The sequence below is a fragment of the Kitasatospora sp. NPDC059327 genome, from assembly GCF_042752535.1.
In the GTDB taxonomy this organism is placed as follows: Bacteria; Actinomycetota; Actinomycetes; order Streptomycetales; family Streptomycetaceae; genus Kitasatospora.
Genome location: NZ_JBHYYB010000004.1, coordinates 18,424 through 33,909 on the forward strand (window position 1 = coordinate 18,424; position 15,486 = coordinate 33,909).

The 15,486-nt window shown below is 71.4% G+C and carries 6 protein-coding genes; 2 read left to right on the top strand and 4 right to left on the bottom strand.

Annotation, left to right across the window (positions count from 1 at the left end; all coding sequences use genetic code 11):
• Positions 1-12 precede the first annotated feature (12 nt).
• Together ACFXHB_RS03690 and ACFXHB_RS03695 are read right to left on the bottom strand one after the other, a co-directional pair.
• Positions 13-10,647: a LamG-like jellyroll fold domain-containing protein gene (locus ACFXHB_RS03690; RefSeq protein WP_380571793.1), complete on the bottom strand. Its 10,635-nt coding sequence runs from the start codon at positions 10,645-10,647 to the stop codon at positions 13-15.
• A gap of 530 nt (positions 10,648-11,177) precedes the next feature.
• Positions 11,178-11,603: a hypothetical protein gene (locus ACFXHB_RS03695; protein ID WP_380572053.1), complete on the bottom strand. Its 426-nt coding sequence runs from the start codon at positions 11,601-11,603 to the stop codon at positions 11,178-11,180.
• On the opposite strand from ACFXHB_RS03695, the gene ACFXHB_RS03700 reads away from it, so the two are divergent.
• Together ACFXHB_RS03700 and ACFXHB_RS03705 are read left to right on the top strand one after the other, a co-directional pair.
• The gene (locus tag ACFXHB_RS03700; RefSeq protein WP_380572039.1) at positions 11,520-12,119 is read left to right on the top strand and encodes a sugar phosphate isomerase/epimerase family protein; all 600 of its coding nucleotides are present in this window, start codon (positions 11,520-11,522) and stop codon (positions 12,117-12,119) included. The two genes, ACFXHB_RS03695 and ACFXHB_RS03700, sit on opposite strands and share 84 nt — an antisense overlap.
• Before the next feature lie 274 nt (positions 12,120-12,393).
• Positions 12,394-13,518 (top strand): hypothetical protein, encoded by a 1,125-nt coding sequence (locus ACFXHB_RS03705; RefSeq protein ID WP_380571795.1) that lies wholly within the window; start codon positions 12,394-12,396, stop codon positions 13,516-13,518.
• A 381-nt stretch (positions 13,519-13,899) separates the two neighbouring features.
• On the opposite strand, the gene ACFXHB_RS03710 is transcribed toward ACFXHB_RS03705, so the two are convergent.
• Positions 13,900-14,181, bottom strand: coding sequence for a hypothetical protein (locus ACFXHB_RS03710; protein WP_380571797.1), 282 nt, complete (start codon positions 14,179-14,181; stop codon positions 13,900-13,902).
• Positions 14,182-14,414: 233 nt separating this feature from the next.
• A complete protein-coding gene (locus ACFXHB_RS03715) occupies positions 14,415-15,461 on the bottom strand; it encodes an Lrp/AsnC family transcriptional regulator (RefSeq protein WP_380571799.1) in 1,047 nt (348 codons plus the stop codon).
• Positions 15,462-15,486 lie beyond the last annotated feature (25 nt).

Here is a 15,486-nt window from a genome sequence, read left to right on the forward strand (position 1 = left end):
ATCAATAATTCATCATCGAGTAATTCTACAAATTCCGTAGTCGCCAGCCTCTACGGTTCCTCGAATATGCTCAGTTGTATATGTAGCAGGGGTCTTATTGACGCCAGCATACAGGAACTCAGTGGGCTGGTATCCTTCGAGGTATTTGTTGGCATAGGCTCCGACAAGAGAGTTTACATTACCGTCCTGCTGGTGCCAGCAGTACGGGGAGAACTTTCCGGACCATGTAGTATCTGGGAGATGACCAGCGACCTTTCCGTTGTATTCATATGGACCCCCCGCCACTTCCTTGATGTGGAGCTCCTTGTATTTCTCGGCAAGGTCAGCCAGCGCGATCGGCTTTCCAGAACGATCAAAGTCTACAATCTCCTTACTGGGAGAGACTCTCCCCTTGACCGACCAATAGCTCGACACCGCATTCAGTGCAGCAATATGGTCTTTCAGTTCATCAATCTGGTCTTGACTCGCCCCTTCGGGAGCGCGGAGGCAGACAATACCGGATAGTCCACGCTGCTGCCTGGTCTTGTTCAGGTGGGTGGTGCAGTCGTCGTTCTGATTGCTGTTCGTAGCGCCATTTCCGCTGTCCGGATTGGCACCCGGAGCGGGAAGTGTGTCGGCATCTTGGTCGGGACTGGCGTTCTGGGTGGTCGTCAGCTGGTTCAGAAGGTCGATGACGTTGTAGATCGCAGAGATGATCTTGAGGACGTCGCCAGGCTTCGGGGACACCCAGTCAGGCTGGGGAATGGGCCGTTCCACGGTTGCCTTGGTCGGATTCCAGGGGAGCTTGACGTCCTGGTCTTCCTTCTTCTTGGGCTCGACGTGGCGCGGGCCTCGAGGGGCCTTGCAGACTCCGCAGCCACCACCGCCACCGCCACCGCCGCCACCGCCGCCACCGCCGGGGCCCGGTCCGGGAGCGCCGCCGCCAGGGGGGTCGACAGGCACACCGACCGGGCGGGGGCGGGCGGCTGCACGCGCGCGGGCCGCCGCCTTCTCCACCGCGATGTCGTCGACGTAGGTACTGGAGGCCGCGTAGGAGGCAGTCGCGCTCCCACTGCCCGCGGCGCTGGACGAGCTCAACTGCTCATGGGCCCAGTTCCACGTGTTGGTGGCGCCGTTGACCGTGTTGTTGACCACCGTACTGAGAGCGGCGCTGTTGTTCCCGAAACCCCCGATGGTGACGCTCGCTGTCACGCCCAGAGCGATCACCACACCGTTGCCGGCACCTTCGTGGCCCATCTCCGCCATGTGCCCCGAGGGGTCGGTGCCGCCCAGCGGGTCGCCGTTGGCGTAGGTGTAGCGGTTGGCCTGGACGGAGGGGCTGGGGTCGAGCTGCCAGGAGTCGCGGCTGGTGAAGGAGCCGGTGCCGGGGCGGTACCAGCGGGCGGCCATGTTGACGTCGCCGCTGTCGGGGTCGGTCCAGCCGGACTGGTAGCCGAGGCTGGAGCGGGTGCCGGTGGTGGTGACGGGCTTGCCGAAGGGGTCGTAGGTGGTGGCGCCGGTGACGGCGGTGCCGTCGGCGTTGAGGGTGGCGGTGGCGTCGGTGTGCCGGTCGGTGCGGATCCGCAGGTTGGCGGTGCCGTCGGTGGCGCCCAGCAGGCTTCCGGCCGCGTCGCGGGCGTAGCTCCAGGTGCCGTCGCCCGTCAGGTTGTTGGAGCCGCCGTCATAGGTGAACTTGGCGGCGTTTCGGCTGGTGACGCGGTCGAGTCCGTCGTAGGTGTAGGTGGTGGTGCCCTCGGTGATCAGGCGGCCGAAGGCGTCGTTGGCGAGGGTGTCCTGCTTGAGGCCGGTGGTGACGGCGGAAAGGGTGCCTCGCGGGGTGTAGCGGTAGGTGCTGGTGCCGTCCGAGAGCAGGCGGTTGCGTTCGTCGTACGTGGCGGTGGCGGTGCCGTCGCCGGTGCGGTTGCCGGCCGCGTCCCAGGTGTAGGCGGTCGTGGTGGTGTCCGCGGTCCACGAGGTGAGTCGTCCGGCCAGGTCGTAGCCGTAGCGGTTGTCGCGCACCGGGTCGGTGACGGTGCCGCTGACGCTCTTGCGGGTGAGGCGGTTGTCGAGGTCGTACTCGTACGCGGTGCCGGTGAGCGGGGCGGCGGTGTCGGCGCCGACGAGCAGCTGGTCGCCGGCGAGGCGGCCGAGCGGGTCGTAGCCGAGGCGGCGCTGCGACATGGTCTTGAGCTTGGTGGCGTCGGCCGGATCGGGCGCGACGTAGGACTGCTTGGCCAGACGGCCGTCGCCGTCGTAGCCGTACCGGTTCTGGGTCCCGGTCCGGGGGTTGTACGCCCAGTCCAGTTGGCCGTCGGCCTGGTAGCCCATGAGGGTGTCGCCGGTGTCCTTGTCCCAGCGCTTGGTCAGGCGCCCGTCGGCGTCGTACTCCCAGGTCTGGGTGGCGGCGTTCAGGTCGGTGCCGGCCTTGATCAGCAGGCCGCGGTCGTTGTAGGCGTAGTTCTGGCCGGTGAGGGAGGCGGAGTTGTGCCGGACGAGGTGTCCGGCCTTGTCGTAGGCCAGTTCACGGTCGCTGGTGGACGCCTCGGCACCGGTACCGCCCTCACGGACCAGACGGCCCGCAGGATCGTAGGCGCTGGTGCGCACCACGCCCCCGGGTTCGGTCCGCTTCACGGCCTGGGCGGCGACATCGTAGGCGGTGGTCCAGGTACGGTCGGCCGCTGCCGGCTGCGCGGCGGTGACGGGCTCGATCGTCGACTCGGGCAGGCCCCACGGGTTGAAGGTGTAAACGGTGGTGTTGCCCTTGCCGTCGGTCAGGCGGGTCCGGTTGCCGGCCGCGTCGTAGCCGAACGTGGTGGTGATGTTCTGGCCGGCGGCGACCGGCTCGGTGAGCCGGACCGCGCGGCCGAGCGCGTCGTAGGCGGTGCTGGTGACGGCGCCGGTGGCCGGACTGGTCGAGGAGACCACCCGGCCTTCGAAGTCGAACCCGGTCGTGGTGGTGCGCAGGAGGGTGCCGGCGGGGTCGAGGTCGTCAGTGGTGGTGGGGTTGCCGAGGGCGTCGTAGTGGGTGCGGGTGGATTCGCCGAGGGGGGCGATGGCGCGTGTGGGGCGGCCGGCGGTGTCGTATTCAAGCTTGCTGGTTCGGCCGAGGGGGTCGGTGGTGGTGGCCGTCTGGCCGGCGGGGTTGTAGGTGGCCGTGCTGGTGCTGCCGGCCGGGGTGGTGAGGGCGGTCTGGTTGCCGGCGTCGTCCCAGGTGAACTTGGTGGTGAGGTTCTGCGGGGTGGGTTCGCGTTCGACGGTGGTGGCGGTGAGGGCGCGGCCGAGCTGGTCGTAGGTGGCCTCGGTGCGGGCGCCGACCGGGTCGGTGGCGGAGAGCGGGAGGCCGGTGGGGGTCCAGGTGGTGGTCCAGGTGGGCGGGTTGTCGTCGACGGGGGGCTGGAGGCCGCCGAGGGAGTTGGGTTCGACGAGCCGGCTCTGGTGGCCGAGACGATCGTAGGAGTAGGTGGTGCGCCGGCCGGCCGGGTCGCTGGCGGCCGCCACGCGCGAGAGCTTGTCGTACTCGACGCGGCTGGTGGCGGTGAGCGGTGTGGTGGTGCCGGGCGGGGTGTAGTCGGGCAGGGTGGCCGAGGTGGTGCGGCCGAGCTTGTCGACGGTGGTCCGGGTGACGCGGCCGAGCGGGTCCTTGGTGGTGACGGCCTCGCCGAAGGCGTTGTAGCCGGTGGTGACGGTGGGACGGGTGGTGGTGGCGGCCGCTCCCCCGCTCTCGGCCAGGATCTGCGGGGCCGTGGTGGTGACGGCGCGGCCGAGGATGTCGTACTGGTGGGTGGTGGTGTGGGCGGCGGGGTCGGCGCCCGGGGCGTTGCCGTTGGGTGAGGTGCTCGCGGTGAGGAGGCCGCGCTGGTCGTAGGTGAAGGTGGAGACGGCGGTGGGGCCGCCCGTGGAGGAGGAGAGCTGGGTGCGGGTCAGGCGGCCGGCCGGGTCGTAGGTGTTGGTCTGGACGCTGTTCTCGGTGTCGCTGACCTTGAGGGTGGTGGAGGTGACGCGGTCGTCGGCGTCGTAACCGGTGGTGATGGTGCGCTTGAGGCCGGCCGGGTCGAGGACGCTCTGGGTGACGCGGCCCGCGGTGTCGACGGTGTTCACCGTGGTGGTGCGGCCGCCGCCGGTGACGCGCTTGGTGAGCTGGCCGGCGCCGTCGTACTCGTCGGCCTCCAGCACGATGGGACGGGTGGAGCCGTCGGCCTGGGTGACGTCGCGCGCGGTGGTGGTGGCGGGCAGGCCGTCGTCGAAGTAGGTGTAGGAGGTGGTGGCGCCCATCGCGTCGGTGACGGAGGCCAGACGGCCGGCCGGGTCGTAGGCACGTGATTCGACGGTGAGGTCGCGGGTGCCCAGGCCGTCGCCGTTCCAGCCGTTGACGATCGTGGTGGCGAGCTGGCCGCGCGGGGTGTAGGTGTGGCGGGTGACCTGGCCGAGGGCGTCGGTGACGGAGGCACGGCGGCCGAGGCTGTCGTAGCCGTAGCGGGTGACGGCGCCCTCGGCGTCGGTGTCGGTCTCGGCCCGGCCGGCCGGGTCGTAGGTGCTGGAGGCGGTCCGGGAGCCGTCGGTGCCGAGGATGTCGGTGGTGGTGGTGCTGGTGGGGCGGCCGTCGGCGTCGAAGACGACGGTGACCCTGGTCCGGTGCTCGGCGCCGGAGACCGCGTCGGTGACCTTCGGCCCGGTCTGGGTGGTGAGGCGGCCGAGGTCGTCGTAGGCGTAGGCGGTGGTGACGCCGGCGGGCTGGGTGTCGGAGGTCTCGGTCGCCGAGATCTTGCGGCCGGCCGTGTCGTAGGCGTAGGTGAACGTCAGTCCGCTGGGCAGGACGGCGCCGGCGACGTCGCCGGAGGAGCGGTAGGTGTAGGTGGTGACGGCGCCGCCGGCGGTGGTCTCGGTGGCGAGCAGGCCCGGCGGGGTGGTGCCGCCGCCGACGGCCGGTTCGGCGCCGGTGGTGTAGGAGGCGTGGGTGGCGCGCCCGTCGGGGCGGGTGGTGGTCTCGGGCAGGCCGAGGGCGTTGTAGGAGACGGTGGTGCGGTAGGTGTCGTCCGTGGGGCCGGCGGAGCGGGCGTCGCGGGTCTCGGTGGGCTTGTCGTTGCGCGGGTCGCGCGGGTTGTCCTGGTTGTGGAAGTAGCTGGTGTACGAGGTCCAGCAGGAGTCGGCGTCGCGGCAGGTGGTGAGGGAGAGGGTGTTGCCGCGCTCGTCCTGGCCGCTGACGGTGGTGTGTCCGTTGGGGTCGGTGACGGTGTGGACGAAGCCGCCGGTGTCGTAGGTGTAGCTGGTGGTCCCGCCTCCCGCGTCGGTGCGCGAGATCAGGCGGCCTGCGTGGGTGGCGTCGTGGATGTCGGTGGAGGCGTTGCCGGCCGGATCGGTCAGCGTCACCCTGGAGGCCAGTTCGGTGGCCGAGGTCTGGGAGCGGGCCTGGTAGTGCGCGGCGACCCGTTCCGGGCTGAGCGGGTGCTGGTAGAACGCGACCTCGTCGATCTGGCCTTCGAACCAGGACCAGCCTCCGTTGCCGCCGGGCATCGTGCCGGTCCAGCCGCCGCCGAGGTAGGTGCGGTTCATGTTCAGGTGGTTGACGGTGCCGGTGGCGGTGCCGACGAGGGCGCCGTCGAGGTAGAGGGACTGGGCGCCCTGGCCGGCGCTGATCACGGCGTGGTGCCAGGAGCCGTCGTTGACCGCGCCGCCGGAGGTGATCGGGGCGCCGTCGATCCCGTAGAAGAGGCCGCGGAGCCTTCCGTCGGAGCCGACGTACAGGACCGGAACCGTGCTGTACGGCGTGGCGCCCATCGGTTCGCTCTGCTCGGACAGGATGACTCCCGCGCTGCCGGTGCGGAACCAGAGTTCGGCGGCGAGGTCGGTCTTCGACTGGAGGACCGGGGTGGGCAGGTCGACGTAGGAACCGCTGGTGGCGTTGAACTCGGCGGCGTGGCCGTCGCCGGGGCCGAACACCCCGGTGGTACCGGTCCTGACGGCCGGGGCGTAGCTGCCGTTGGCCTTGAGCGCGGCGACCTCGCTGGCGGCGGTGGTGGCGCCGCTCTCGTCGAGGTGCCAGAAGCCGGCCGGCGCGTCGGTGACGACCGAGCCGCGGTAGCCGATGCCCTGGCCGGCGACCTGCGCGCCGCGCGCCCGGTAGTGGGCGACGACATCGGCCTCGCTCAGCGGGTGCTGGTAGACGGCGACCTCGTCCATGGTGCCGGTGAAGTGGCTGATGTCGCCGGGCGCGGCGGGCCACATGCGGGCGTAGCCGGCGCCGAGGTAGGTGTGGGTGTTCTGCTGGTGGTCGAGAGTGCCGCTCTGGACGCCGACGGGCTTGCCGTCGAGGTAGAGGGTCTGGGTCGGGCCCTGGGTGGAGAGGACGGCGTGGTGCCATGAGCTGTCGTTGACAGGGTGTTCGGACTGGACGCTGGTCGTGCCGCCGTAGAAGCGGCCGCGCAGTTTCCCGTCGTCGCCGATGTAGAGGACGGGTGTCCAGGTGCCGCCGGGGCCGGCCGGGTCGTCGATCTTCTGGCTCTGGTCGCCCAGCAGCACGCCGGGGCGGTCGGTGTTGAACCAGAGTTCGACGGCGAGGTCGGTCTTGGCGTGCAGGACGTCCTGCGGGATCTCGACGTAGGAGCCGGCGCCGCCGTCGAAGCGGGCGGCGGTGTCGTCGGTGGGAGCGAACACGCCGGGAGCGTTCTTGGTGACGCCGTCACCGTAGGTCCCGGACAGGCCGGTCCCGGTGTCGCTGGCGGCGAGGGCGCCGTCGCGCTCGCCGAGCCGCCAGAAGCCGGCCGGGTCGGAGGTCTTGACGGCGTTGCTGTAGAGGAAGGAACCGCCGGTGAAGGAAGGGTCGGAGAGCTTCCAGTCGCCGCCGGACGCGTCCGTGATCTTGGCGGCGCGTTCGCTGACCGGGTCGTAGGTGACCTGGGCGCTGGTGCGGCCGGTGGGCAGGACGGTCTTGGTGAGCTGGGCGCCGGAGCGCAGGGCGTAGTGCTCGGCCACCGTCCGCTCGGTGAGCGGGAAGTCGTAGACCGCGACCTCGTCGATCTGCCCGCTGAACCAGGAGGAGCCGCCGTTGCCGCCGGGCATCGTGCCGGTCCAGCCGCCGCCGAGGTAGGCGCGGTCCATGTTGAGGTGGTCGATGTCGCCGCTCGCGGTGCCCACCAGGGCGCCGTCCAGGAACAGCGCCGTGGTGTCGCGGGCGCCGGCGAGGACCACGTGGTGCCAGGCGTTGTCGTTGACCGCGCCGGCCGTGGTGACCGGGCCGCCCCGCACGCCGTAGAACAGCCCGCGCAGCCTGCCGTCGGAGCCGACGTACAGGGCGGGGACGACGTTGTAGGGGTCCTCTCCCATCGCGCGGTTCTGCAGGGACAGGATCACGCCCGCGCTGTCGGTGCGGAACCACAGCTCCACCGAGCGGTTGACGGAGGAGCTGACGGCGCGGTTCGGCAGCTCGACCCACGAGGTGGGGCGGCCGTTGAACGTCACGGCGCTGTCGCCCCCGGTGCCGAGCGCGCCGGGGGCTCCCCAGCCGATGTCCTGGGCACCGCCGGGCGCGCGGTCACTGACCTGGGCGTCGTTGGCCACCGTGGTGCCGGTGCTCTCGCCCAGGCGCCAGTACCCCGACGGACCGGAGTCGCGCACGACGGTGCGGTAGCGCGAGCCGGTGCCGTACTCGTACACCGTGCAGCCCTGGGCCGCCGTCGTCGAGACGCCCGGCGGGCACACCTTGGTCAGCCGATCGCCGTCGTACTGGTAGGACCAGGCCGCGGTGAGCCCGGAGGCGGTCACCGCGCTGACGTGGCCACCGGTCCAGCCGAACGTCAGGGCGCGGCCGGACGTGGTGTCCTTCACCTGGGTCAACCGAGCGTCGGTGTAGAACAGCTCCTGGACGTGGCCGGCCATGTCCCGGACCTGTCCCAGCCTGCCCGCCGGGTCGAAGTAGCGCACCGTTCCGCCGCGCTCGATCAGCATCCAGTTGCCGTCGTCGAGTTTGCGCAGGTCCGCCGCGATCCCGGAGCCCGCGACGTAGGCGTTCTTGCCCGGGTCCCAGCCGAACCGGGCCCGGGACCCGTTGGACGCGGTGAGCAGCACGTTGCCGGTCGACGCGAGCCAGCCTCCCCACTCCGCCTCGACGCGCATGTCCCAGGGGGTGGTCCAGCCGGCGCCGAAGAGGCCGGTGGTGCGCGGGTCGAGGGAGTTGTAGGAGCGGGTGAGCGACAGTTCGGGGCCGACGGTGGGCAGGGAGGCGTCGGTGGCCGCGGTCGTGTAGTTGCCGGTCGCGGTGCTGACGCTGCGTCCGGTGTCGGCGCCGGTGGTGTACTGGCCGGGCTGCGGGAGGACGGTGCGGATGTACGAGGGCTGTGACCAGTCGCTCTCGGCCGCTCCGTCGCCGGTCTTGGCGTACCAGGCGTACTGCTCGTTCCAGCTCAGCCAGCCCGCGGGGACGGCGAAGCGGGACTGGCGGGACAGCCAGCCGCTCTCGCGGCAGTCCACTCCCCGGGGGTTGTCGCCGGTCACCCGGCAGAGCGCGAACTTGTAGTCGAGCCCGGGGTTCGGAGCGCGGTCCGGGTCCTGGCCCTCGGCGGTGAGGGTGGGCTGCACCTGGTAGGCGACCGCGCCCGAGGGCGGCGCGTAGCGGGTCAGGTGCGGTGGGACGTTGACGGAGGAGATCTGGATGGTGACCGGCTGGACGTAGGCGTCGTTCCAGAAGTTGCTGGTCTGGTAGTCGTCCATGGTGAACGCGACGTAGTACGCGCCTTGCGGCAGGGCCCGGATGTGCGCGTCGACGACGGCGGCGCCGCCCGGCGGCACGTCGTAGGGCATCGACGTCCAGGCGATGTTGGTCCCGTAGTCGGTGATGTGGTTGCCCCACTGGTCGTAGAGCATGTACGACATCTTGTAGTTGTTGGTGGGCGTCCAGGTGTCCATGCCGCGGTTCCAGACGCGCAGTTTGACGATGCCCTCCTGGGTGGCGGTCACCGGCTGGACCAGGCCCCAGTTCTCGTAGTCCGCGCCGTACTTGGACCAGGTGACGTCCAGGCTGGGCTGGCCGTTGGGCATGTCGTCACTGCCGAACTGCTTCCACCCCCGGGAGTCCCGCAGGTCGGCCTTGAGCGCCAGGCCGTAGTTCGGGGACCAGCCGTGTGTCCAGGCGTTGACGAGGGTACGGCCGTCAGCACCGAGGTCGATCGACTCGAAGGCCTCCGGGCAGGCCCAGGCGCTGCTCGCGTTGGGCCGCCAGCCGTGCGCGAACGACGGCGCGGCCAGTGCCGGCCCGGTGTCGGGGCCGGGCATCTTCTTCAGCGAGCCCTCCGACCAGTCGGAGGTGACCGGGTGGATGCTCACCTGGCTCGGGGTGCAGCTGTTCGACCAGCCGTTGTACAGCGACAGCCGCGCGCCGAGCACGGTGGCGTTGCGCAGGGCGTTCTCGATGCCGTTGAAGCGGATGAACGAGGCGGCCTGGTGCCCGCCACCGTCGTAGGTGCCGACCTTCAGGACGGTGTCGGCGGAGAAGTCCTGGTTGTACGGGGACTGGACGTAGGTGCCGTCGACGGCCTTGGCGGAGGAGAACGACGGGTCCACCTTGACCGGGTAGACGCGCTCCGGCGCGGCGAGCCACGCCTGGTCCAGCGTCACCTTCAGCGCCTGGCCGCCGGCGGTCGCCACGAGCTCGTAGCGCACACCGCCCGAGAAGGCGCCCTCCTCGGTGTTGGGGGCGAACGCCGAGTCCATCATCCAGCCCGCCGGCATCCGGCCGCGCACCGCGCCCGCCGTGTCCTTGAACACGACCGTGCCGTCGGCCTCCAGCGAGGCGGTGACGCCCTGCAGGCGCAGCGGGAACAGCCATTCGGTGGGGGCGGTGGGGTCCTTGAGGACCAGGGTCTCCTTGAAGGAGGTGCTGCCCGCGACGAAGGAGACGTCCGCGTGGGGGCGGGCGTCCGGGTAGGTGATGGTGGAGCCCTGCGCGGTGCCCTGGGCGGGGCTCGCGCCGTCGAGGGTGTAGCCGACCGAGATGCCGTCGGCGAGTTGCAGGCGGACCAGGGGGTCGGCGTTCGCGTTCTGGGCGAGGGTGAGTTCGCGTTCGCCGGCGGTGGTGGTCCAACCGGTCTGGACGGGGGCGGCGCGGCCGGCGCCCGTCTTCCCGGTGGGGATCAGCGTGGTCTCGATCGCGGCCCAGGTCCCGTCCGCGCGGCGGAAGTTCACCGCCTGCGCGTAGGTGCGGGTGGTGAACGTGCCGTCCGTGTTCTGGAAGGTCCGGGCGTTCTCAGTACGCTGCTTCGGCAGTTCCTTGCTCTTCGCCGGGTCGAAGCTCTTCGCGGGGTCCGTCACCTTCGCCCCGGCGGGACGCGGTGGGGCGTCGACGACCTTGGCATCCGTCTTCGGCAGTGCGGCGGGCTGGGCTGTGACGACCGGGGCCGGCGCGGTGGTGGCTGTCTTGTCCTCCGGCAGCTCACCGGGCGCCGGCACGGCACCGGAGCGCCCGCCCTGCGCCTGGGCACTGGTCGCGCCCGACGTGGCGTCGTGGCCCTGCCCGTCCGCGCTGCCCTGCCCCTGCTTGGGCAGCGGGCCGGGATCGGCGGGCGCCGCCGTGGCCGCCTGGCGGGCGACGGTCTCCAGGGCGGACGCTCCATCAGCGGTACCGAGGACGGCCATGACCATGGCCAGCGTGATGGCGAGACAACGACGAACCGCGAACACCAGAGAACCCCATCGGGCAGACACCGAAGAATTCCGGCAGATATATCCAACCCGTGCCGCCTGAATGAAGGCTACTGACGGGTTTCGTAGCCAAGATCACGAGACAAACCGTCAGAGATCCCGATACGTCCTACCGGCTGCCCGAGAAGTCTCTCCAGGCGGACCGTGAGGCGGCACCCAGGCACGAATGGTCCGTACCATCCACGCAGGTCATGTCTCCGGCGCGCAGCGCGAACCCAGAGACTCGCGGAACCCGGAATTCCACGATCTCGAACACCTATGAACCGGTGAAGTGAGCCACGAAGGAATCCGTTCCTCCACGTCTCCCGGGCTAATGACGGCCCATCGACTTCAGCGGTTCCAGGAATTCCACGATGACGAACAATCCGCTGCCGCCGCCCGTGGGCCGGAACAACAGGCCCACGGGGTCGGTCGCCCGTCCGTCGGCCGCCCACAGGGCATCCAGGGGATCGCCGTACCGGCCGGACGACCTGTCACCGGCCCGCGCCCCGGCCCGTTCACGTGGGCACTCACCGGGCGGGAACGCGGGGGTCCTCGCCGGGCACGGCCGGCCGGCCGAGGACGATCGAGACGCCGCGGGTCGAGGCGGGCGAGCGGACGGGCTCTCGGCAGGCCTGGACTCCCGCGTCGCTGACCCGGGTCGTGGTCGACGAGAAGACGACCGAGCGGAGCCTCAGGTGGTTGCCGACCTTCCTGCCCGGGTTCATGACGTAGCGGACATCGCCGCCCGCGGCCGAAATCGGAGCCGGAGTCGGGGAAGACGGTGGCCCTCGCGGCGGTGAGGTTCCCGGGTGCGAGGCCGGGATGAGTGCGGTGGCGCCGAGCAGGTTGGCGCACTCGCGGGTCTGCGGATCGGCCGTTCCGGCCAGGATCTCGGGAACGACGCCGACCTTGTAGAGGAAGTCGCCGGTCGCGGCGTTGGCGGACGTGGGCACGGCCGTGAGGATCCCGTCCGGGTCTTCCCCCGCGGCGGCGACGGACCCGCCACCGAAGCCGACCGCCGGGTACGCCGATTGACCGCGGTCGCGGACACCGCCGAACGGCTCGGCGTGCGAATCCTGATCGAAACCCACGACTCACACCCCACCGGCCAAGCAGTCGCCCGACTGCTCCACCCCCTGCCGCACCCGACCTTCGGCGCGCTCTGGGACCTGATGCACACCGTCCTGGCCGGGGAGTCGCCCGCGGCCACCCGCGCCGCGCTCGGCCCGCGCCTCAGCCACCCGCAGGTCAAAGACCTCGCCGGCCCGGACGACCGCACCCCGCTCCCACTCGGCACCGGCGTCCTACCCGTCCCCGCCGCACTGCGCCTGTTGCCACCCGGCGGCTGGGCGTGCTGGGAGTACGAGGCTGCCTGGCACCCGTCCGCCGCGCCGCTGCCCCCGCTGCCGGCCGCCGCAGCGGCCTACCTCACCGAGCAGTTCAGGTACGCGACCGCCCCACCGACGTAGACGCCGGGCGACAGCGGCCACGGAAGGCGGCCCGGATGAACGGGCTCGTCACGAACCCCGCGCAAGGCACGCAGAACGACGCGCCGCAGGGCACCCCACCGCGCGGGAGACCAACCCACGGATCGACGCGGCGTCCTGTCCGTGGTCGTTCTCCAGGCTCGTCCCGCGCAGGCCCCCGGGATAGGTGATTCGACAGCTCGGCAGTGTCGGGCGCCGAATCACAGGTGGGTCACGTGATCTTCACAAGGGCCGCCGCTTGCCGGAGGCTGTCGCCGTGAAGAACGTTCTCTGGTCCGCGCTCGCCGCCCTGTCGGTGACCGCCCTGTTCGCCGACGACAGGCCCGCCGTCCTGCGGGTCCAGCTCCTCGCCCTGGCGGGCCTGCTGCTGTCCGCCCTGGCCACCCAGGCATGGGTCCTGGCCACCGCCCGCCTGCAGAGCAAGAAGATCGCCTACGTCAGCCTCGGCCGCGGCCGGATCCTGGCCGAACTCGTGATCGGAGAGGCCCTCGTCCAGTTGAGGGCGATCCCGGGACCGCTGTACGTCGCGTGGTTCCTAGGCCGGGCCCCGCTGGCCCGGTTGCGCGTGTGGCTCGGCACCGCCCTGTCGGTCGCCCTCCAACTCACGGGCGGTGCCTGGCTGCTGGGTACGAGCGCCTGGCCCGTGGGTGCGGCGGCGATCGGCGCGACACTCGTGCGAGTGGCCTCGACCCTGCGCGGCCCCCTGGGCACCGGCCGAATCCTGCTCGTCGTCCCCTTCAAGCCGTCGTCGCTCCCACTCGGCTCCCCCGCCAGCGTCCAGGCCACGACCGCCGTCCTCCTGGGCCGCCTCGCGGACCTGCGCGCCGCCGTCCCGGAACTGACCGAGCAGGACCGGCCGACCATGGACCGCGGACTGCTCGCCCTCGCCGAGGGCCGTTACGCCGAGGCGGAGCGGTGCGGCCGCGCGGCCGCCGCACAGGGCTCCTCCGACGGCCACTACAGCGAGATCCTGCTGATCAGCAGCGCGATCGCCGGCGCGGCGGACGCGGGAACACTCCCCCGCGAGAGTCACCTGCCCCGTCTGGTCTCCGCGCTGGAGGAGATCGACGCCCCCAAGGCCAAGGTGGATCTCCTGGTCCCCGCCCGCGCCGACCTCGCCCGCTTCGAGGGGCGGACCGACGACGCCGTCGCCACCGCCACACGCCAGCAGAACAGGCACCCCGAACGCCTCTGGCGGGCCGACGCGGCTTGCGCACTCGCCGCCGCACTCACCCACGCCGGACAGTTCGACCAGGCCCGGGACGCCCTCGACCGCGCCCACCGGCTCTGCCCCGAACTGGCCCGCACCGCACACATCGAACGGCTACTGGAGGAGGCCCGGGAGCGCGCACCCATCGAGGTCGCACCCAGCACCCCGTGAACCACCCCGGCCAACAGGCCCGTCACGCACGCGCCATGCCGTTCCGGGCCCGCTCCGCAGCCCCGGAACGGTCATCCCGTCGTCACCGGCCCCATCGACATGAATGAGCCGCGAGGCTCCTGCCCGCCGGGGCCTCGAAGCCTCCACTCGGGCGACCCGTGACGCGGCGGTGGATCCGCCAGGCGGTCGAGCCGCCAGCTCGCCCTGCCGACCGGTAACTCAACTGCCTTGTGGTCGGCCGACATCGGCCTCCCCGGAGCGCCGCTTCGCTCCCTGGGTGTATTGACCCTCGGCGTCATCGACAGCGTTCAGGCCGACGCCTGGTCCGGCCGCGGACAGCCGATCGCGGAGATGTCCTGGACCAGGCCCGCCAAGCCGACCTCAGGGTTCAGCGACGATACGAGTTCCTGGCTCAGCGGCCCCAGGGGCATGAACCTGACTCACCGCCCCCAGGTCGATGGAGACCTCGTAGTAGTCCTCGGCGAAACGCTGGAACGCTTCCGGAGAACGGTCGACCCGGAGGCCGAACAGGCCCGTCGCCCCGTCAGGATCGACAGCACCCTCGGGGAAGTCGATCGTCCCGTGATGCCACCGCTCGTCCGTCGCTCCCCGCCACGAGCGGGCCGTCACGACCGGCACGCCGTCCTCGTCGGTGAACGGCATTCCGCTGGAACAGCGGCGGGTCGACGCTGTGCGAGGTCGCCACGAGGCTACGGGAAGGTCGGTCCGCCTGTGGGCTCGGCTGCCCCGGCCGGTCATGGACCGAGTGCCCGGTGCCCGGTGTCCGGTGTCCGGTGTCCGGACGGCCTGCGGGGAGGGACCGGAAACCGACCCGCGCCGGGCGCTTCCCGTCCGCCCGCCGGCCGCTCCGCGAGCCCGAACGGCTCGCGCGGCCGTCAGGAAGCCGGGACCGGGTCCCGCCAGATGTCCATCGCAACGGCGCGGACGGCGCGCCCGTCCGCGCCGAGGATCCGCCCCATCCGCTTCACCGTGCGAAGCGCCACGCGGCGCTCGACCACCCGCAGGTCGGGAAACCTGCGGACGAGCGAGGCCTCCAGCCGCTGGACGTCGGCGAGGGAGCGCTGCCAGACGGAGAGGACGAGGTTGTGCGCGCCCGTGACGGACACGCACAACCGGACCTCGGGCAGCCTGGCGAGTTGGGGGCCGACCTCGTCGAGCCGGTCCGGGGGAAGGTCGGCCCGGAAGGTCGCCAGGACCGGCCGACCTGCGTCGCGAGCCGCGATCTCGCAGCGGAAGCGGATCGCGTCGGAGCCGGCCAGCCGGTCGAGGCGGCGGCGCAGCGTGGACGGGCTCAGCCCGGTGGCGGCGGCCAGCCCGGCCCCGCCGAGGCGGCCGTCGACGCCGAGCCTGATGAGCAACTCCCGGTCCTCCTCCCGGACTTCGGCTCGCACGGCGAACGGCGGTCCGTTGCCCGCCGGGTGGTCGTCGTGCAGCTCCACGCGTTGGGCCGGGTCCAACGAGTCCAGTCGCCAGCGGATCCCCTCGGCGTAGTAGCCGGTCGTCAGGTGGACGCGGACGGCGTCGACCCCGAGGAGCCGGCCGAGCCGTTCGGTGGTGTAGCGGGAGAGCGCCGTGAGGTCGGTGAAAGCCGCAGTGACGGCGAGGTCGCAGCCCTGGGAGAAGTGCTCGATGCTCATCACGTGGGCGTCCTCGGCCAGTTCGTCGGCGATCCGCCCGATCCGGTCGGGGGCGCAGTCGAGGTCGAGGTGGACGACGCAGCCGCGGTCCTCGGGGTGCGGCAGACCGTAGCCGGTCACCCAGGCGATCCCGGCCTCCGAGAGCCTGCGCCAGCGGCGGGCCGCGGTGACCGGGCTGATCCCGACGGTCTGGCCGAGCAGCGACCAGGGTGCCCGGGGCCGTAGCTGCAGCGCGTTCACCAGGGCGAGGTCCAGCTCGTCGACCGTCACCTCCGTGCCGGTCACCGTCGGGATCCGGTCGATTCGTGCA

What these genes read in the sequence shown, in the direction of transcription:
- ACFXHB_RS03710 (WP_380571797.1), bottom strand. Translation starts at nt 14,181, where the DNA reads ATGCCGTTCACCGACGAGGACGGCGTGCCGGTCGTGACGGCCCGCTCG.